Annotated in this window: 21 protein-coding genes, 1 tRNA gene and 1 other RNA gene; 17 read left to right on the top strand and 6 right to left on the bottom strand. The window is 42.5% G+C overall.

Annotated elements, in window-relative coordinates; translation table 11 throughout:
• Positions 1–167: 167 nt before the first annotated feature.
• Together pdxS and pdxT are read left to right on the top strand one after the other, a co-directional pair.
• Complete coding sequence (gene pdxS, locus HMPREF1516_RS00290; protein ID WP_033605544.1) at positions 168–1,043, top strand: pyridoxal 5'-phosphate synthase lyase subunit PdxS; 876 nt, start codon at positions 168–170, stop codon at positions 1,041–1,043.
• Positions 1,044–1,625: a pyridoxal 5'-phosphate synthase glutaminase subunit PdxT gene (gene pdxT, locus HMPREF1516_RS00285; RefSeq protein WP_033605543.1), complete on the top strand. Its 582-nt coding sequence runs from the start codon at positions 1,044–1,046 to the stop codon at positions 1,623–1,625.
• A 19-nt stretch (positions 1,626–1,644) separates the two neighbouring features.
• On the opposite strand, the gene trhA is transcribed toward pdxT, so the two are convergent.
• Positions 1,645–2,292 (bottom strand): PAQR family membrane homeostasis protein TrhA, encoded by a 648-nt coding sequence (gene trhA / locus HMPREF1516_RS00280; protein WP_001097972.1) that lies wholly within the window; start codon positions 2,290–2,292, stop codon positions 1,645–1,647.
• Entirely contained in the window at positions 2,289–2,735 is a 447-nt protein-coding gene (locus HMPREF1516_RS00275; protein ID WP_001087579.1) for a DUF1836 domain-containing protein, read from the bottom strand. The genes trhA and HMPREF1516_RS00275 overlap by 4 nt, the downstream gene beginning before the upstream one ends.
• Positions 2,736–2,869: 134 nt before the next feature.
• Between HMPREF1516_RS00275 and HMPREF1516_RS00270 the strand changes: the two genes are divergently transcribed.
• From HMPREF1516_RS00270 to trxB, 7 genes are all read left to right on the top strand, one after another.
• Entirely contained in the window at positions 2,870–3,364 is a 495-nt protein-coding gene (locus tag HMPREF1516_RS00270; RefSeq protein ID WP_033605542.1) for a GNAT family N-acetyltransferase, read from the top strand.
• Positions 3,361–3,876: a methylated-DNA--[protein]-cysteine S-methyltransferase gene (locus HMPREF1516_RS00265; protein WP_033605541.1), complete on the top strand. Its 516-nt coding sequence runs from the start codon at positions 3,361–3,363 to the stop codon at positions 3,874–3,876. Before HMPREF1516_RS00270 ends, HMPREF1516_RS00265 begins: the two co-directional genes overlap by 4 nt.
• Before the next feature lie 12 nt (positions 3,877–3,888).
• Complete coding sequence (locus HMPREF1516_RS00260; RefSeq protein WP_000889065.1) at positions 3,889–4,245, top strand: arsenate reductase family protein; 357 nt, start codon at positions 3,889–3,891, stop codon at positions 4,243–4,245.
• A 156-nt stretch (positions 4,246–4,401) separates the two neighbouring features.
• Positions 4,402–5,202: an amino acid ABC transporter permease gene (locus HMPREF1516_RS00255; RefSeq protein ID WP_000219161.1), complete on the top strand. Its 801-nt coding sequence runs from the start codon at positions 4,402–4,404 to the stop codon at positions 5,200–5,202.
• The gene (locus tag HMPREF1516_RS00250; RefSeq protein ID WP_000590976.1) at positions 5,202–5,945 is read left to right on the top strand and encodes an amino acid ABC transporter ATP-binding protein; all 744 of its coding nucleotides are present in this window, start codon (positions 5,202–5,204) and stop codon (positions 5,943–5,945) included. Before HMPREF1516_RS00255 ends, HMPREF1516_RS00250 begins: the two co-directional genes overlap by 1 nt.
• Positions 5,946–6,022: 77 nt before the next feature.
• The gene (locus HMPREF1516_RS00245) at positions 6,023–6,247 is read left to right on the top strand and encodes a DUF4059 family protein (RefSeq protein ID WP_000926603.1); all 225 of its coding nucleotides are present in this window, start codon (positions 6,023–6,025) and stop codon (positions 6,245–6,247) included.
• 65 nt (positions 6,248–6,312) lie between these two features.
• The gene (gene trxB, locus HMPREF1516_RS00240) at positions 6,313–7,224 is read left to right on the top strand and encodes a thioredoxin-disulfide reductase (protein ID WP_000272337.1); all 912 of its coding nucleotides are present in this window, start codon (positions 6,313–6,315) and stop codon (positions 7,222–7,224) included.
• A 191-nt stretch (positions 7,225–7,415) separates the two neighbouring features.
• Here the strand turns inward: trxB and rlmB are convergent, their stop codons facing one another.
• Together rlmB and def are read right to left on the bottom strand one after the other, a co-directional pair.
• Positions 7,416–8,144, bottom strand: a complete 729-nt coding sequence (gene rlmB / locus HMPREF1516_RS00235) for a 23S rRNA (guanosine(2251)-2'-O)-methyltransferase RlmB (RefSeq protein WP_000855767.1) — start codon at positions 8,142–8,144, stop codon at positions 7,416–7,418.
• 44 nt (positions 8,145–8,188) lie between these two features.
• The gene (gene def, locus HMPREF1516_RS00230) at positions 8,189–8,800 is read right to left on the bottom strand and encodes a peptide deformylase (RefSeq protein ID WP_001272964.1); all 612 of its coding nucleotides are present in this window, start codon (positions 8,798–8,800) and stop codon (positions 8,189–8,191) included.
• A gap of 155 nt (positions 8,801–8,955) precedes the next feature.
• On the opposite strand from def, the gene HMPREF1516_RS09680 reads away from it, so the two are divergent.
• From HMPREF1516_RS09680 to ssrA, 4 genes are all read left to right on the top strand, one after another.
• Complete coding sequence (locus HMPREF1516_RS09680) at positions 8,956–10,275, top strand: CapA family protein (protein ID WP_000415552.1); 1,320 nt, start codon at positions 8,956–8,958, stop codon at positions 10,273–10,275.
• A gap of 23 nt (positions 10,276–10,298) precedes the next feature.
• On the top strand, positions 10,299–11,126 hold the full coding sequence (locus tag HMPREF1516_RS00215) for a Cof-type HAD-IIB family hydrolase (RefSeq protein ID WP_000152918.1): 828 nt from the start codon (positions 10,299–10,301) through the stop codon (positions 11,124–11,126).
• Between the two features lies 1 nt (position 11,127).
• Positions 11,128–11,763: an SGNH/GDSL hydrolase family protein gene (locus HMPREF1516_RS00210; RefSeq protein ID WP_000290625.1), complete on the top strand. Its 636-nt coding sequence runs from the start codon at positions 11,128–11,130 to the stop codon at positions 11,761–11,763.
• Between the two features lie 60 nt (positions 11,764–11,823).
• Positions 11,824–12,171, top strand: a transfer-messenger RNA (tmRNA) gene (gene ssrA / locus HMPREF1516_RS09675).
• 219 nt (positions 12,172–12,390) lie between these two features.
• On the opposite strand, the gene HMPREF1516_RS00205 is transcribed toward ssrA, so the two are convergent.
• A tRNA-Ser gene (locus HMPREF1516_RS00205) sits at positions 12,391–12,478 on the bottom strand.
• Positions 12,479–12,639: 161 nt separating this feature from the next.
• Here HMPREF1516_RS00205 and HMPREF1516_RS00200 point away from each other — a divergent pair.
• The 4 genes from HMPREF1516_RS00200 (at position 12,640) to HMPREF1516_RS00185 (ending at position 18,630) form a co-directional block, all read left to right on the top strand.
• Positions 12,640–13,380, top strand: a complete 741-nt coding sequence (locus HMPREF1516_RS00200; RefSeq protein WP_002877167.1) for a DeoR/GlpR family DNA-binding transcription regulator — start codon at positions 12,640–12,642, stop codon at positions 13,378–13,380.
• Positions 13,377–14,288 (top strand): 1-phosphofructokinase, encoded by a 912-nt coding sequence (gene pfkB, locus HMPREF1516_RS00195; RefSeq protein WP_000640816.1) that lies wholly within the window; start codon positions 13,377–13,379, stop codon positions 14,286–14,288. The genes HMPREF1516_RS00200 and pfkB overlap by 4 nt, the downstream gene beginning before the upstream one ends.
• Positions 14,285–16,237, top strand: a complete 1,953-nt coding sequence (locus tag HMPREF1516_RS00190) for a PTS fructose transporter subunit IIABC (protein WP_033605540.1) — start codon at positions 14,285–14,287, stop codon at positions 16,235–16,237. The genes pfkB and HMPREF1516_RS00190 overlap by 4 nt, the downstream gene beginning before the upstream one ends.
• An 86-nt stretch (positions 16,238–16,323) precedes the next feature.
• The gene (locus tag HMPREF1516_RS00185; protein ID WP_084647618.1) at positions 16,324–18,630 is read left to right on the top strand and encodes a DNA translocase FtsK; all 2,307 of its coding nucleotides are present in this window, start codon (positions 16,324–16,326) and stop codon (positions 18,628–18,630) included.
• A gap of 43 nt (positions 18,631–18,673) precedes the next feature.
• Here the strand turns inward: HMPREF1516_RS00185 and HMPREF1516_RS00180 are convergent, their stop codons facing one another.
• Positions 18,674–19,099 carry a DUF6556 family protein gene (locus HMPREF1516_RS00180; RefSeq protein ID WP_033605538.1) on the bottom strand — a complete coding sequence of 142 codons (426 nt, stop codon included), beginning with the start codon at positions 19,097–19,099 and terminating at the stop codon, positions 18,674–18,676.
• Between the last annotated feature and the right edge of the window lie 29 nt (positions 19,100–19,128).

The following is a 19,128-nucleotide window of genomic DNA, read 5'->3' as shown; positions in this document are numbered from 1 at the left end:
CTTACCGTACTCAAGTACAGCCTGCGGCTAGCTTCCTAGTTTGCTCTTTGATTTTCATTGAGTATCAATCTGTACCCATACAATTATTGTTTTTCTATCTTGTACTTCATTCTAATCTGGCTTAAAATGAAATGGTAGCTACCAATACAAATGATGAGGATTAAGAAATGACTGAAAATCGTTATGAACTAAATAAAAACTTGGCACAGATGCTCAAAGGTGGGGTTATCATGGACGTTCAGAACCCTGAACAGGCTCGTATCGCAGAGGCTGCTGGTGCGGCAGCTGTTATGGCCTTGGAACTGATTCCAGCTGATATTCGTGCAGCTGGTGGAGTTTCTCGTATGAGTGATCCAAAGATGATTAAGGAAATTCAAGAAGCGGTCAGTATTCCAGTGATGGCCAAGGTCAGAATCGGGCATTTTGTCGAAGCTCAGATTTTAGAGGCTATTGAGATTGACTATATCGATGAGAGTGAAGTGCTGTCTCCAGCAGACGATCGTTTCCATGTGGACAAGAAAGAATTCCAAGTTCCTTTTGTCTGTGGAGCTAAGGATTTGGGTGAAGCCTTGCGTCGTATCGCTGAAGGAGCTTCCATGATTCGTACCAAGGGAGAACCGGGTACAGGAGACATCGTTCAAGCTGTTCGTCATATGCGTATGATGAATCAAGAAATTCGCCGCATTCAAAACCTCCGTGAAGATGAGCTCTATGTGGCTGCCAAGGACTTGCAAGTCCCTGTTGAATTAGTCCAATACGTCCACCAACATGGAAAATTACCAGTTGTCAACTTCGCAGCCGGAGGTGTGGCAACACCAGCAGATGCTGCGTTAATGATGCAATTGGGGGCAGAGGGCGTCTTTGTCGGTTCAGGTATTTTCAAATCAGGCGACCCTGTTAAACGAGCAAGTGCTATTGTTAAGGCCGTAACCAACTACCAAAATCCTCAAATTCTGGCTCAAATCTCTGAAGATCTAGGGGAAGCCATGGTTGGTATCAATGAGAATGAAATCCAAATTCTTATGGCAGAGCGAGGAAAATAGATGAAAATTGGAATATTGGCCTTGCAAGGCGCCTTTGAAGAGCATGAAAAAGTGCTAGATAAATTAGGTGTCCCAAGTGTTGAAATTAGAAACTTAGATGATTTTCAACTGCATCAGAGTGACTTGTCTGGTTTGATTTTACCTGGTGGTGAGTCTACGACAATGGGCAAACTCTTGCGTGACCAGCAGATGCTGGCTCCAATCCGAGAAGCTATTTTATCTGGCCTTCCCGTTTTTGGTACTTGTGCGGGCTTGATTTTGCTGGCTAAGGAAATTATTTCTCAGGAAGAAAGTCATCTAGCGACTATGGACATAGTAGTTGAGCGCAATGCCTATGGGCGTCAACTAGGAAGTTTTTATACAGAAGCAGAATGTAAGGGAGTTGGCAAGATTCCAATGATCTTTATCCGCGGACCAATTATCAGCAGTGTTGGAGAGGGTGTGGAAATCCTAGCAACAGTTGATGATCAAATCGTTGCAGCTCAAGAAAAAAATATGCTGGTGACCTCTTTTCATCCTGAGTTAACAGACGATGTTCGCTTGCACCAGTACTTTATCAATATGTGTAAAGAAAAAAGTTGAGAAAAGATTCTCAACTTTTTTACATGTAATAAACAATCGCGATATATTGGAGTGCAGATGCTGCTAGGATAAAGAGATGCCAGATCATGTGGAAATAAGGTTTTTTCTTAGCGTAAAATCCAGCTCCAACTGTATAACAGAGCCCACCAGTTACCATGAGACTCCAGAAAATTGGCGTTGTTTGACTAATGATGGCAGGAATGATAGCCAGAACCAACCAGCCCATAATCAGGTAAAGGGCAAGGCTGAATTTCTCATTGACCTTTTTAGCAAAGATTTTATAGAGGATGCCAAAGATAGTTGTTCCCCACTGAATGGCAATGATCAGATAGCCAAACCAGTTATTCATCAAAGTCAATACGACCGGCGTATAAGAGCCTGCGATAGCCACATAAATCATAGAATGGTCGATGATCCGCAAGACGTATTTGTGGGTTGAACCATAGGCCATAGAGTGGTAAATGGTTGACGAGAGGAACATGAGAAATAGACTGATAACAAAGATAGAAACGCCAAAAGACGATAAAAATCCATGTGCTTCATAACTATAGGTGGATGAAATAGGGAGTAGGATGAGCATGATAACTGCACCTACAGCATGGGTCACGCTATTAGCAATTTCCTCTCCAAAACTGAGTTTTTTACTGAGCTTTAGGCTGGTGTTCATTGGATTTCCTCCTCTTCTTTGCTAAGGATTAAGTCTAGAGTTTGATGATAGAGTTTAACCGTTTGACAGCTGGTTTGGATAATAGGATTTTCTGGATCAATCCCATGGTTCATGTAGTCCACAAAAGCATCGTAGAGCTGGTCTGAGCTCGCTTGAGTTTGCAGAGTATTAAGGGTCTGAGCGATTTCTTGGATCGAAAAGACAGACTTGAGAGTGGTGATGGCAATCAAACGGGCGATCTGTTTGCGTTGGTATTTTTTCTTGTCTGGCTTTGTCAGGTAACCATGTTTGACATAGTTATTGACCATAGATGCTGTTAGTCCCTTGTCCTTATCTGGAGAGATAGGGGCACAGACCTGATTGACATAAAGTAAAACTTGATCCAGATAGAGGTCAATGTTTGGAATGTCTTCCCATTTTGGGTAGGAAAAGTTAGAATTCATTTCCAACTCCTTTTTATCTAGTTTCGATAACTAGATTATAAAATAATAAAAAACAAAAGTCAAGTTTCAACTGCTTGTAGAAAGCTTTAAATTATGCTATGATGAGAGAAAATAGTTAGAAATGAGGGGAAAAGATGGAGATTCGTTTAGCTTTCCCAAACGAAGTGGATGCGATTATGCAGGTGATGGAGGATGCCAAAAAGTGCTTAGCAAAGTCTGGTAGCGACCAGTGGCAAAATGGCTATCCAAATGCAGATATCATTATTGATGATATCATCTCAGGCCAAGCCTATGTGGCCTTGGAAGAAGGAGAACTGCTGGCCTATGCTGCTGTGACCAAGAGTCCAGAGGAAGCCTATGAAGCCATTTATGAAGGAAGTTGGCAAGGGGGAGAACCAGAATATCTGGTTTTTCACCGTATCGCTGTGGCAGCAGATGTCCAAGGACAGGGAGTTGCTCAGACTTTCCTAGAAGGCTTGATTGAAGGATTTGATTACCTAGATTTTCGTTCAGATACGCATGCAGAAAACAAGGCTATGCTGCATGTCTTTGAAAAACTAGGCTTCCAACAGGTCGGTAAGGTTCCAGTTGATGGGGAACGTTTGGCCTATCAGAAATTAAAAAAATGAAGCAAAAAAAGTACGTAAAAATGTTCTACTCGTCGCCAATTGGAACCTTGTCCTTGGTTGCTGACGAGCAATATCTGTATGGAATTTGGGTGCAGGACCAGAAGTATTTTGAGAGGGGATTAGGGGATGAAACGATAGAAGAAGTTGTTAGCCACCCTGTATTAGAGCAAGTTATTTTCTATTTAGATATCTATTTCGAAGGCAGTGTTCAGGATATATCTGACTTACCTTTGGCTCCTATTGGAACAGATTTTGAAAAGCGGGTCTGGGCCTACTTACAGAGCATTCCTTATGGTCAAACAGTGACTTACGGTCAAATAGCGAAAGATTTGCAGGTGGATTCTGCCCAAGCGATTGGCGGAGCAGTGGGGCGTAATCCTTGGTCCATCCTCGTACCCTGTCACCGTGTGCTGGGATCAGGCAATCGTCTGACAGGCTATGCATCGGGAGTCGAAAAGAAAGCCTGGCTCTTGCAACATGAAGGTGCAGCATTTCAAGAAAATAAAAAATAGAAAGAAAAGCAGATGTTAGAATTTATCGAATACCCAAAATGTTCAACTTGTAAGAAAGCAAAAAATGAATTGGATAAACTTGGACTGGAATACCAAGATGTCCACATCGTAGAAGAAACACCAAGTGAAGATGTGATTTTGAACTGGTTGGAAACTTCCGGTTTTGAAGTGAAACAATTTTTCAATACTAGCGGGATCAAATACCGCGAACTGGATCTAAAAGATAAGGTGGGAAGTTTGTCAAAACAAGAAGCAGCCAAGCTTCTAGCGAGTGATGGTATGTTATTGAAACGTCCAATTTTGGTGGAGAATGGTGCTGTTAAACAAATCGGCTATAGAAAACCCTATGAGAACTTAGGTTTGAGATAGTTTTTATTTATCTCCTTGATAGGTAAAATATATAGCCTCCCTGTTTTAAAGTGTGATAAACTAGAAGATAGACAAAGTCTGAGTAGCCCGTAGCAAATAATTTGCTTGCGAGCAGAAGTATGATAGAATGAATCATTATCAGGAGAGGATGTTTTTATGACTGTTACAACATTTTTAGCATCAGATTGGTACCAAAGTTTGATGCAACTCATTCCGGATGGTAAACTCTTTAGTTTGCGTTCGGTCTTTGATGGAATTCCAAGGATTGTCCAACAACTGCCTACAACCTTGATGTTGACACTTGGAGGTGCACTCTTTGGTTTGCTACTTGCCTTGATTTTTGCCATTGTTAAGATCAATCGTGTTAAAATTCTATATCCCTTGCAGGCCTTTTTCGTTAGCTTCTTAAAAGGTACTCCAATCCTAGTTCAACTTATGTTGACCTACTACGGAATTCCTTTGGCACTGAAAGCTATCAACCAACAATGGGGCACTGGTTTCAATATCAATGCGATTCCAGCAGCGCTTTTTGCGATTGTGGCCTTTGCTTTTAATGAGGCGGCTTATGCAAGTGAAACGATTCGTGCAGCCATCCTTTCTGTTAATCCAGGTGAAATTGAGGCGGCGCGTAGTCTGGGTATGACTCGTGCTCAAGTTTATCGTCGCGTGATTATTCCAAATGCGGCGGTGGTAGCGACACCGACTTTGATTAACTCTCTTATCGGTTTGACCAAGGGAACTTCTCTAGCCTTTAGTGCGGGTGTTGTCGAAGTTTTTGCTCAAGCTCAGATTTTGGGTGGAGCAGATTATCGTTACTTTGAGCGTTTCATCTCCGTAGCCCTTGTTTATTGGGTAGTCAATATCGGAATTGAAAGCCTCGGTCGTTTCATCGAGAGAAAAATGGCTATTTCTGCACCTGATACAGTGCAAACAGATGTGAAAGGAGACCTTCGTTAATGATTAAGATTTCGAATTTAAGCAAATCCTTTTCAGGACAAACTGTCTTGGATCATCTGGACTTGGATATCCAAAAAGGGGAGGTAGTGGCCTTGATTGGTTCATCTGGAGCTGGGAAATCAACCTTTCTTCGTAGTTTGAACTATCTTGAAACTCCAGATAGTGGAACGATTCAGATTGACAATTTTAAAGTTGATTTTTCTCAGATTAGCCAAGAAGAAATCCTAACCCTTCGTCGCAAGTTGTCTATGGTTTTCCAACAGTTTAATTTGTTTGAACGCCGAACTGCTCTTGACAATGTTAAGGAAGGTTTGGTTGTTGTCAAGAAATTATCGGATGAGGAAGCAACAAAAATCGCCAAGGAAGAGTTGGCTAAAGTTGGTCTTTCTGACCGTGAAAACCATTACCCTCGCCACTTATCAGGTGGACAAAAGCAACGGGTTGCCCTCGCGCGTGCGCTTGCTATGAAACCAGATGTCTTGCTCTTGGACGAGCCCACTTCAGCCCTTGACCCGGAGTTGGTCGGTGAAGTAGAAAAGTCTATTGCAGATGCTGCCAAGTCAGGTCAGACCATGATTTTGGTCAGTCATGATATGTCTTTTGTAACCCAAGTGGCAGACAAGGTTTTATTCCTAGATAAAGGGAAAATCATCGAGTCTGGCACACCGGATGAAATCATCAATCATCCAAAAGAAGAACGGACAAAAGAATTCTTCGCTAGTTACAAACGGACTTATATTTGATATAATAGAAAAAGGAAAACTCAGTTAGTTGGACTAGCTGAGTTTACTCTTTAAAAAAGATAGAAACGAGAGAGATCATGCTGCTGCAACTGTTTTCTTTATATTTCGAGAGTTTGATCTTAACGACCATCCTTGTCGTGATTTTTCTGGGGATTTGGATTGGATTGAGAGCCATGTCTGGTGTGGACAAGACAGCCAAGGCTCGTCAAGCTCATCTCTATGATATGATTATGATTGGAGTTTTGGTCGTTCCGGTGTTATCCTTTGCCGTCATGAGTTTGCTCTTGGTTTTCAAGGCATAATCCTTGCGTGACTAGCAAGAATAAGTTAGAATAAAGATAGTTACAACAAGAAAGAAGGAATCGAAATGTACGATACGATTATTATCGGTGCTGGACCTGCGGGAATGACCGCTGCCTTATATGCTGCTCGAAGCAATCTGAAAGTAGGCTTGATTGAAGGTGGTCTGCCAGGCGGGCAAATGAATAACACATCTGATATCGAAAACTATCCAGGTTATGCCAATATCAGTGGACCTGAATTGGCTGAAAAGATGTTTGAACCACTTGAAAACCTTGGAGTAGAGCATCTTTATGGCTATGTTGAAAATATTGAAGACAAGGGTGACTATAAGAAGGTAATCACTGATGATCAAGTTTACGAAACCCGTACTGTCATCGTGGCAACTGGGTCAAAACACCGTCTTTTGGGAGTTCCCGGAGAAGAAGAACTGAACAGTCGTGGTGTTTCTTACTGTGCAGTCTGTGATGGAGCTTTCTTCCGTGACCAAGACTTGCTCGTAGTCGGTGGTGGAGATTCAGCGGTAGAAGAAGCCCTCTTCTTGACTCGCTTTGCCAAGACTGTTACCATTGTTCACCGTCGCGACCAACTTCGTGCCCAAAAGGTGTTGCAAGACCGTGCCTTTGCTAATGAGAAAGTCAACTTTATCTGGGACTCTGTCGTCAAGGAAATCAAAGGTGAAAACCGAGTAGAATCTGTCGTATTTGAAAATGTAAAAACAGGTCAAATAACAGAGCAAGCCTTTGGTGGTGTCTTTATCTATGTTGGTTTGGATCCCGTTAGCGATTTTGTCAAAGATTTGAATATTCAAGATCAGGCTGGCTGGATTGTGACAGATAACCACATGAAAACTGCCGTTGACGGTATCTTTGCGGTTGGAGATGTTCGCCAGAAAGACCTTCGCCAAGTAACAACAGCAGTTGGAGATGGGGCTATCGCTGGTCAAGAAGCTTACAAATTTATTACAGAACATAGTTAATACACTTCGAAAATCTCTTCAAACCACGTCAGCTTCGCCTTGCCGTAGGTATGGGTACTGACTTCGTCAGTTCTATCCACAACCTCAAAGCAGTGCTTTGAGCTGTCTTAAGCTAGCTTCCTAGTTTGCTCTTTGATTTTCATTGAGTATAATCATAAAAAAGTTTCCAATCAGATGACTGGAAACTTTTTTTATAGTCTATTTCGGAAAACTTCGTACATGAGAATGGCTGCAGCAACACTGGCATTGAGGCTTTGAACATGTCCATTCATGGGAATGGTAATCATCTCATCAACCTGTTTTTTGATGTTGCTAGAGATGCCTTTTCCTTCATTTCCGATGATGAGGGCGATTTTTCCTTTTGTATTCCACTTGTGGCAAGGAGTACCGTTCATATCCGTTCCAAAGGTCCAGAAGCCTTCATCCTTGAGTTTGTCTAGAGTTTGACTGAGGTTGGTCACTCGCGCAATCGGTACATGCTCAATAGCACCTGTGGCCGTTTTGGCAACGACAGGAGTCACTCCGACGGCACGGTGCTTGGGAATGATGACACCTGAAACATTGGTCGCATCAGCAGTCCTTAAGATAGAACCTAAGTTGTGAGGGTCAGTTAGACCATCCAGAATCAATAGAAGTGGATTTTCTTCTTGGCGTGTTTTTGCAAGGATGTGATCCAGCTCGCTATAGGCAAATTCAGAGACTCTTAGGACAAAGCCTTGGTGAACAGCGCCTTCGGTCATCTCAGATAGGGATTTTTTTGAGGTCCAAGAGATGGAGACTTTTTTCTCAGCAGCCAGTTCCTTGACTCTCTCAACATTCTTTCCCCTTAGATCTTCTTGGAGGTAGAGTTTGTTTCCTGTATTTTCAAGGAGGGCTTCAGTAACGGCATGGACGCCATAGACAATATCATTTGTTTTCATGCCTCTATTATAACACAAAACCCCGTCTTGCAACGGGATTTTCTTTATTCAAGAATCAGTAAACCATCTTTAACTGCAAATGGGTCTTTTTCATTGATACGATCGTAGAACATGATTCCGTTGATGTGATCAATTTCATGTTGGACAACGATGGAGTTGTATCCTTTAAGCTTGATGCGGTGTTTTTCGCCGTCCTTGTCAAAGTAGTCAACAGTGACGCGGGCATGACGAACAACATAGCCTGGAACTACACGGTCGACAGATAGGCACCCTTCTCCTTCACCGAGGGCGGCGTCCTGAACAGAGTGAGAGACGATTTTTGGATTGTACATAACAGCTTGCAGGTCGTAGGCTTCCTGAGGAGTTTCACCTTCTTCCACAATATTTGGCACTAAAACAGCGATAATGCGTTTTGAGATATCTAACTGAGGAGCAGCCAATCCAACACCACCACGCAAGCCCATTTTCTCAGCCATAACAGGATCCTGAGAATTTTTGAGGAATTGCATCATCTTTTCTCCAAGGATGATTTCCTGGTCAGACAGTGGGAAAGTGACCTCCTCAGCAACCGCGCGTAAAGTTGGGTTCCCCTCACGGATAATATCGTTCATATTAATTAAATGAGCAGCTTTTGTAATACGTTCTATAGCAGACATTTTCTCTCCTTTCATTACCTCTACATGATAACACAAAATAGGCGAGAAAGAAAGTCACAGAAGTTCCTAAAAAATAATATAATAAACGGTATTCCTCTTTTGTCTGTGGTATAATAAAAGAAAAGACTTGCAGTAAAAGCAAGGGGGGAATAAAGATGGAAAAGCGACAAGATAGATGGTCTCATGGTCCTATTTTTGGATTGTTGAAGAGTAGTATTGGTTTCTTTAGGAATTATAAATCTTGGACAAATGCCCAGTTTATTACGGTGCTGTTGCTTGCAGTTTCCTTGTCTATGGGGCTGAACTTGTTGACCCAAGCAGTACAAGGGAACAAGGGAACAAGTCCGAGTGGTCAAACAGTTGATTCTGCTCAGACGTCTAGTCAGTCTAAGGAAAATCAGTCTGCCGAAACGACAGCTCGTATCATGGCAAATGGTGACCTTCTCTACCATATTCCTATCTACCGAACAGCTCTGAAAGAAGATGGAACCTATGATTTCCATGAAAATTTTGAGTATGTAAAACCCTGGCTCAAACAAGCGGATTTAGTGCTTGGTGACTTTGAAGGAACGGTGAACAAGGACCACTACTTGGCAGGCTATCCTCTCTTTAATGCACCAGGGGAAGTCATGGATGCGATCAAGGATGCAGGCTACCAAGTTCTAGACTTGGCTCATAATCACATCTTGGATTCTCAAATTGAGGGAGTGGTTTCGACAGCAGAAGCTATTGAAAAGGCAGGGATGACACCCATAGGAGTCTACACACATGAATCCCGTGACCAAGCTCCACTAGTTATCAAGGAAGTCAATGGTATCAAGGTAGCTCTCCTAGCCTATTCTTACGGTTTTAATGGCATTGAGCAGTATATCTCTCAAGAGGATTATAATCGCTATCTTTCTGACCTGAATGAAGATAAGATGAAGGCGGAAATCGAACGAGCTGAGCAAGAGGCGGATATTACTGTCATCATGCCTCAGATGGGAATTGAGTACCAGCTAGAACCGACGGAAGAACAGAAAACACTGTACCATAAGATGATTGACTGGGGAGCTGATATTATCTTTGGAGGGCATCCTCATGTCGTTGAACCTGCTGAAACCGTTGAAAAAGATGGTGACAAAAAATTGATCATCTACTCCATGGGGAATTTCCTCTCAAACCAGCGCATTGAAACCATGCAAGACGAGGAAAATGCCAAGTGGACGGAGCGAGGAGTTCTCATGGATGTGACCATTAAGAAAAAAGATGGCAAGACAAGGATTGAAACTGCTAAAGCGCATCCAACTTGGGTTAATCGAACTCCAAAAGGTACTTACTCTCCAGAAGGCTATCCGCTCTTCCTCTATCAGACCTATATCCTAGAGGACTTCATCGAGGGAGGCAGTCATCGTGATCAGTTGGACGAGGCGACCAAGGAACGAATTGACACGGCCTATAAAGAAATGAATGAACATGTAGGGTTGAAGTGGTAGGTGCTCACCCTAAAGGAGATAGGATGACGATTAAATTAATTGCAACAGACATGGATGGAACCTTGCTAGACCCGAGAGGTCAGCTGGATCTGCCCCGCTTGGAAAAGATTTTAGATCAGCTGGATCAAAGGGATATCCGTTTTGTCATTGCGACGGGGAATGAAGTTCATCGTATGAGACAATTGCTTAAACATTTGGCGAGTAGAGTTGTCCTAGTCGTTGCCAATGGGGCGCGTATTTTTGAAAATAATAAACTGATTCAAGCACAGATCTGGGATAATGCTATGGTTGACAAGGCTTTAGTTCATTTTAAAGGGAGGGAGTGTCGAGATCAATTTGTTGTCACTAGTATGAACGGGAGTTTTGTCAAGAAAGGAACTGTTTTTACAGAACTTGATAAATTTATGACTCCTGAGATGATTGAAAAACTCTATCGGCATACAAACTTTGTTGAAGAGCTCAGCTCGGGCCTCTTCGGTGGAGTGTTAAAGATGAGTATGGTCGTCGGTGAAGAACGCTCTAGTTCTGTTTTGCGGGAAATAAATGACCTCTTTAATGGGCATGTAAGAGCTGTTTCCAGTGGTTATGGTTGTATCGATATCCTACAGGCTGGGGTTCACAAGGCTTGGGGATTGGAAGAATTACTCAAGCGCTGGGATTTGACATCAGAACAAATCATGGCTTTTGGTGATAGCGAAAACGATATTGAAATGTTAGAGCTGGCTGGAATTGCCTATGCGATGGAAAATGCAGATGATAATGTCAAGGCAGTTGCGACTGCCCTGGCACCAGCCAACAGCCAGGCGGGTGTGTATCAAGTTCTAGAAAATTGGTTAGAGAAAGAGGGATAAGGTGGCAGTACAGTTATTAGAGAATTGGCTCTTAAAGGAGCAGGCAAAGATTCAAACCAAGTATCGTGAATTGAATCAAGTATCTGTTCTAGAGCCAGATATCATCTTTATTGGTGATTCGATAGTGGAGTATTGCCCTCTTCAAGAGTTGTTGGGAACTGCCAAGACGATTGTTAATCGTGGCATCCGAGGCTACCAGACGAGACTTTTATTAGAGAATCTAGACGCCCATCTTTATGGTGATGCTGTGGATCAAATTGTTCTCTTAATTGGGACAAATGATATTGGGAAAGATATTCCCTTGAATGAAGCTTTGGATAATCTTGAGCGAGTTATCCAATCAATTGCCCGAGATTATCCGTTGTCACAAATAAAGCTCCTTTCTATTCTGCCAGTCAATGAGGGAGAGAAATACAAGCAGACTGTTTATATCCGAACCAATGAAAAGATTAGAGAATGGAATCAAGCCTATGAGGCTCTAACATCCGCCTATATGCAGGTAGATTTTGTGCCTGTTTATGATAGTTTGATAGATTCAGAAGGACAACTCAAAAAAGACTATACAACAGATGGCCTCCATCTAAGTGTAGCCGGTTATCAAGCCTTATCGGAAGCCTTAAAAGGGGTTCTTTTCTAAAGAGGTGGCTTGATTTTGCATTTTTCATGAAGATAGGTTATAATGGTTCTATCGTCTTTTGGGGTCGTTACGGATTCGACAGGCATTATGAGGCATATTTTGCAACCCGTGTGGCGACGTAAACGCTCAGTTAAATATAACTGCAAAAAATAACACTTCTTACGCTTTAGCTGCCTAAAAACCAGCAGGCGTGACCTGATTTGAATTGCTCGTGTTCAATGACAGGTCTTATGATTAGCGAGATACGATCAAGCCTTGTCTAGTGGTTTGATAAGAGATTAATAGACTCGCAGTTCCTAGGCTTGAGTTATGTGTCGAGGGACTGTTAAAACAATACATAACCTATGGTTGTAGACAAATATGTTGGCAGGTGTTTGGACGTGGGTTCGACTCCCACCGGCTCCATTATTCTTTCACCAACCTTGGAAAAACGTTGTTAAATCAACGTTTTTTGTTTTTGCCTTTTGTATTCCTTGGTATTCTTTTGCTAAAAAAGGATACAACATTTTTGTCGTATCCTAGAAATCTATATCCTTTTGTTTTATGAAATCATATAGTGTTTGTATTATTTGATTTTTAAATACTTGTGATAAAAAACTGCACCGAAATGCAGTTTTTGTTTTTCTACGGAAGACATGGGATTCGAACCCACGCACGCTGTTACACGCCTACCGCGTTTCCAACACGGCCTCTTAAGCCTCTTGAGTAATCTTCCAATACTTACTCAAATAGTCTACCATAAAGCCACTTATCTTGCAATAAAAATTTTGGAAATAAGGAAAATGATAGAATTTGAAAGAAAATGATAAAAAATGCTTGACTTTGATAGAAATTGTGCTAGAATGAATAGTGTAAACGATAACAGGAGGTGATTTGGTGTTAAAAACTGAGCGGAAGCAACTGATTTTAGAGGAGTTAAATCAACATCATGTAGTTTCCCTAGAAAAATTGGTTAATCTATTAGAAACATCAGAATCAACGGTACGAAGAGATTTGGATGAGTTGGAGGCGGAAAACAAGCTTCGCCGTGTGCATGGTGGAGCAGAATTACCCCACTCCTTGCAGGAAGAAGAAACCATCCAAGAAAAATCTGTCAAAAACCTTCAAGAGAAGAAGCTACTGGCTCAGAAAGCAGCCTCTCTTATTAAGGAGAAAGATGTTATCTTTATCGATGCTGGCACAACAACTGCTTTTTTAATCAAGGAATTGGTTAATAAGAATATTACAGTTGTGACCAACTCCATTCACCATGCAGTTCAGTTGGTTGAAAAACAGATTCCAACTGTCATGGTTGGAGGAAGTGTCAAGATGGCAACAGATGCATGTATCGGTGGAGTGGCTCTTAACCAAATCAATCAATTGCACTTTGACCGTGCCTTTATCGGGATGAATGGTGTCGACGATGGTTATTATACGACTCCTGATATGGAGGAGGGAGCCGTTAAGCGTGCTATTTTAGAGAATGCCAAACAAACCTATGTCTTGGTTGATTCGTCTAAGATTGGACAAACTTGCTTTGCCAAGGTAGCACCACTTAAACGCGCCATTGTTATTACAAGTCAAGGGCATGAGCTCTTGCAGGCTATTAAGGAGAAAACGGAGGTAATAGAAGTATGATTTATACAGTCACACTCAATCCATCCATTGACTATATCGTGCGCTTGGACCAAGTTCAAGTCGGTAGTGTCAATCGTATGGACAGTGATGATAAGTTTGCTGGTGGGAAAGGAATCAATGTCAGTCGTGTCTTGAAACGCTTGGGTATTCCAAATACAGCGACTGGATTTATCGGAGGATTTACTGGTAAATTTATCACAGATACTCTAGCAGAAGAGGAAATCGAAACACGTTTTGTCCAAGTAGCAGAAGATACTCGTATCAATGTTAAAATCAAAGCAGACCAAGAAACAGAAATCAATGGAACGGGTCCAAATGTGGAACCAGCTCAGCTAGAAGAATTGAAAGCTATTTTATCTAGTTTGACAGCAGAAGATACGGTTGTGTTTGCAGGTTCAAGCGCTAAGAACCTAGGCAATGTTATCTATAAGGATTTGATTGCATTGACACGCCAGACTGGTGCGCAAGTGGTTTGTGACTTTGAAGGACAGACCTTGATTGATAGTTTAGACTACCAGCCACTTTTGGTTAAACCAAACAATCACGAACTTGGAGCTATCTTTGGAGTGAAACTTGAAAGTTTAGATGAAATCGAGAAATATGCTCGAGAATTGTTAGCTAAAGGTGCTCAAAACGTTATCATCTCCATGGCTGGGGACGGTGCCCTCCTTATCACATCTGAAGGAGCTTACTTCGCAAAACCTATCAAGGGAACGGTCAAAAATTCAGTTGGTGCTGGTGACTCTATGGTTGCTGGATTTACCGGTGAATTTGTCAAATCAAAAGACGCAGTAGAAGCCTTCAAGTGGGGAGTAGCTTGTGGAACAGCAACTACCTTCTCGGATGACTTGGCAACAGCGGAATTTATTAAAGAAACATATGAAAAAGTTGAGGTAGAAAAACGATGAAAATTCAAGACCTATTGAGAAAAGATGTCATGTTGCTGGATTTGCAGGCGACTGAAAAAACAGCAGCTATCGAAGAGATGATTCATAGCTTGGTAGATCACGGTTATGTGACGGATTTTGAAATCTTTAAAGAAGGAATCTTAGCGCGTGAAGCTCTAACTTCTACTGGTTTGGGTGATGGAATCGCTATGCCTCACAGTAAAAACTCTGCTGTCAAAGAAGCAACAGTTCTCTTTGCCAAGTCAAACAAGGGTGTTGACTATGAGAGCTTGGATGGGCAACCAACAGACCTCTTCTTCATGATTGCTGCTCCAGAAGGTGCAAATGATACTCACTTAGCAGCCTTGGCAGAATTGTCTCAATACTTGATGAAAGACGGTTTTGCTGACAAACTTCGCCAAGTAACATCTGCAGATCAAGTTATCGAACTATTTAACCAAGCTTCAGAAAAAGCTGAGGAGCCTATCTCAGTACCTGCTAATGACTCTGGCGACTTTATCGTAGCTGTTACAGCTTGTACAACAGGTATTGCCCACACTTACATGGCCCAAGAGGCCCTTCAAAAGGTTGCCGCTGAAATGGGTGTTGGTATCAAGGTTGAAACCAACGGTGCTAGTGGTGTAGGTAACCAACTAACTGCAGAAGACATCCGTAAGGCTAAAGCTGTTATCATCGCAGCAGACAAGGCGGTCGAGATGGATCGTTTCGATGGCAAACCATTGATTAATCGTCCAGTTGCTGACGGTATCCGTAAGACGGAAGAGTTGATCAACTTGGCTCTTTCAGGAGATGCTGAAGTTTATCGTGCAACTAATGGAGCAAAAGCTACAACAGCAAGCAATGAAAAACAAAGTATCGGTGGTGCTTTCTACAAACACTTGATGAGTGGTGTATCTCAAATGTTGCCATTCGTTATCGGTGGTGGTATCATGATTGCCCTTGCTTTCTTGATCGACGGAGCTTTTGGTGTGCCACAGGATAGTCTTGGCAATCTCGGATCCTACCATGAGCTAGCTTCCATGTTCATGAAAATCGGTGGGGCTGCCTTTGGCTTGATGCTTCCAGTCTTTGCTGGTTATGTAGCCTACTCTATTGCTGAAAAACCAGGTTTGGTAGCTGGTTTTGTGGCTGGTGCTATTGCCAAAGAAGGTTTTGCCTTTGGTAAAATTCCTTATGCCGCAGGTGGTGAAGCAACTTCAACTCTTGCAGGTGTATCATCTGGTTTCCTAGGTGCCCTTGTTGGTGGATTTATCGCAGGAGCTTTGGTTCTTGCTATCAAGAAATACGTTAAAGTTCCCCGTTCACTTGAAGGTGCTAAATCAATCCTTCTCTTGCCACTTCTTGGAACTATTTTGACAGGATTTGTCATGCTGGCTGTCAACATTCCAATGGCAGCAATCAACACTGCTATGAATGACTTCCTTGGCGGACTTGGAGGAGGCTCAGCGGTCCTTCTCGGTATCGTTCTTGGTGGTATGATGGCTGTTGATATGGGTGGACCTGTCAATAAAGCAGCCTATGTCTTTGGTACAGGTACGCTTGCAGCGACTGTTTCTTCAGGCGGTTCTGTAGCCATGGCAGCAGTTATGGCTGGAGGAATGGTGCCTCCACTTGCAATCTTTGTCGCAACCCTTCTTTTCAAAGACAAATTTACCAAAGAAGAACGCAACTCTGGTTTGACAAATATCATCATGGGCTTGTCATTTATCACTGAGGGTGCGATTCCATTTGGTGCCGCTGACCCAGCTCGTGCGATTCCAAGCTTCATCCTTGGTTCTGCAGTAGCAGGAGGACTTGTTGGTCTTGCAGGAATCAAACTCATGGCGCCACACGGAGGAATCTTCGTTATCGCCCTTACTTCAAATGCCCTCCTTTACCTTGCCTCTGTCCTGGTTGGTGCAATTGTAAGTGGTGTGGTTTATGGTTACCTACGCAAGCCACAAGCATAAAATGGATTAGAATAGAAAGATTGTTACCATTTGGTGCAATCTTTTTCTCTATTCGAAATGGCTGTGAAATATGGTATAATAAAAGAATGGCAAACAAGAATACTACAAAAACAAGACGGAGACCGTCTAAAGCAGAACTTGAAAGAAAACAGGCTATTCAGAGGATGTTGATTTCCTTAGGAATTGCCTTATTGTTGATTATTGCAGCCCTTAAACTTGGTGCAGCAGGTGTCACTCTTTACAATCTCATTCGACTGGTGGTCGGAAGTTTGGCCTATGTGGCCATTGGTGCCCTTCTCATTTATCTTTTTCTATTTAAATGGATCCGCAAGCAAGAGGGACTTCTGTCAGGATTTCTCTGTATCTTTGCTGGCTTTCTCTTGATTTTTGAGGCCTACTTGGTTTGGAAATATGGCTTGGAGCAGTCAGTTCTAAAAGGGACCCTGTCTCAAGTTATGACGGACCTGACTGGTATGCGGGTGACTAGCTTCGCTGGTGGAGGCTTGCTTGGTGTCGGACTTTATATTCCCATAGCCTTTCTTTTCTCAAATATCGGGTCGTACTTTATTGGAGTTCTTTTGATTCTAGTTGGGGCACTCTTGGTTAGTCCTTGGTCTATTTATGATGTTGCAGCCTTTATTGGAGCTCAGTTCAGATCCTTCATGGAAAAACAGGAACAGAGAAAACAGGAACGCTTCATCAAGAGAGAAGAAGAGAAGGCTCGTCAAGAAGCTGAAGAAGCAGCAAGAATCAAGAGAGAACAAGAAGAACAGGATGCACTACCGCTTCCTCCTGTAGATCCTGAAACTGGAGAAATCTTACCAGAAGTTCCAGACTATGATCTTCCACCAATTCCTGAAAAAGAATGGAGTGAACCCGAGATTATCCTCCCTCAAGCTGATTTTGACGTTCCAGATGTGGAAGAAGACTTTGAGGATGAAGAGGTGCAGGTTGATTTTTCTGCCAAGGAAGCCCTCGAATACAAGCTACCAAGCTTGCAACTCTTTGCGCCAGATAAACCCAAAGATCAGTCCAAGGAAAAGAAGATTGTTCGAGAAAATATCAAAATCTTAGAAGAAACCTTTGCTAGCTTCGGTATCAAGGTAACGGTTGAACGGGCTGAAATCGGCCCATCAGTAACCAAGTATGAAGTCAAACCAGCAGTCGGTGTACGGGTTAACCGCATTTCCAATCTGGCAGACGACTTAGCGCTTGCTCTGGCGGCCAAGGATGTTCGGATTGAGGCTCCAATACCTGGTAAATCCTTAGTCGGAATTGAGGTTCCTAACTCTGAAATTGCGACTGTTTCCTTCCGTGAGCTCTGGGAACAGTCTCAGACTAAACCAGAGAATCTCCTCGAAATTCCCCTAGGGAAGGCTGTCAATGGAACTGCTCGCACCTTTGACCTTTCTAAGATGCCCCACCTACTTGTTGCAGGTTCGACAGGATCAGGAAAATCAGTCGCAGTTAACGGTATTATCGCTAGCATTCTTATGAAAGCAAGACCAGACCAAGTCAAGTTTATGATGGTGGATCCAAAGATGGTTGAGTTATCGGTTTACAATGACATTCCTCATCTCTTGATTCCAGTTGTGACCAATCCACGCAAGGCCAGCAAGGCTCTGCAAAAGGTTGTGGATGAGATGGAAAACCGTTATGAACTCTTCGCTAAGGTTGGTGTGCGAAATATCGCTGGTTACAATGCTAAGGTCGAGGAATTTAATAGCCAATCCGAGTACAAACAAGTAGCGCTGCCTTTAATTGTTGTCATTGTAGATGAGTTGGCAGACCTCATGATGGTGGCTAGCAAGGAAGTGGAAGATGCCATCATTCGTCTCGGACAGAAGGCGCGTGCCGCAGGGATTCACATGATTCTCGCAACGCAACGTCCATCAGTCGATGTTATCTCTGGTCTTATCAAGGCCAATGTCCCGTCTCGTGTGGCTTTTGCAGTTTCATCAGGTACAGACTCACGAACCATCTTGGATGAAAATGGAGCAGAAAAATTGCTTGGTAGAGGAGATATGCTCTTTAAACCAATCGATGAAAATCACCCAGTCCGTCTACAAGGATCCTTCATCTCAGATGACGATGTCGAGCGCATTGTAAACTTCATCAAGGCTCAGGCGGATGCGGACTACGATGAGAGTTTTGATCCAGGTGAGGTTTCTGAAAATGAAGGAGAATTTTCAGATGGTGAAGCTGGCGGCGATCCGCTTTTTGAAGAAGCTAAGGCTTTGGTTATCGAAACTCAGAAAGCTAGCGCTTCGATGATTCAGCGTCGTTTGTCGGTTGGATTTAACCGTGCGACCCGCCTTATGGAAGAACTCGAAATGGCGGGTGTTATCGGTCCAGCTGAAGGAACCAAACCACGAAAAGTATTGCAACAATAAAAAATAGCTTCTTTCCAAAGCTGGAAGGAAGCTATTTTAGTAGTTATTGATTGCTTTTGTTTTCGGAACTAGTCGTTTTGGACGAGTTTCCACTATCAGTTGTTTCTTTTGTTGAGGAAGGTGTAGAAGAACCCTGAGTTGTTGTTTTCTTCTCTTCTTTTTGCTCTTCCTTTTTATTGGATTGAGGAGTTTCTTCTTGCGGGGTATTTTCTTTAGTAGAAGTGTTGTCCTTGTTAGGTGTAGTATTTTCCTGAGGGGATTCCTTTTGAATCTCCTTGACAACAGTTGTTTGAGTTGTCGTTGGTTCTTTTTTGTTGTTTTTGTTATTATCCATAGCGTTCATGATGGTAATAGTAGCAGTGATGAGACCAAGGATACTACCGATGGTAGCAATCGTTTTTTGAAAGACAGTAAATCCCTTTTTGATGTGTTCTGTTTTTGGTTTTGAAGTTCTATGATAGTTAGACATGATACTCTCCTTTAATTATGATTTATTAT

This window comes from Streptococcus sp. CM6 (genome assembly GCF_000526095.1).
Classification (GTDB): Bacteria; Bacillota; Bacilli; order Lactobacillales; family Streptococcaceae; genus Streptococcus; species Streptococcus oralis_BW.
Note: the sequence above shows the minus strand (reverse complement) of the source record. Positions and strands in the feature narration are given on the sequence as shown.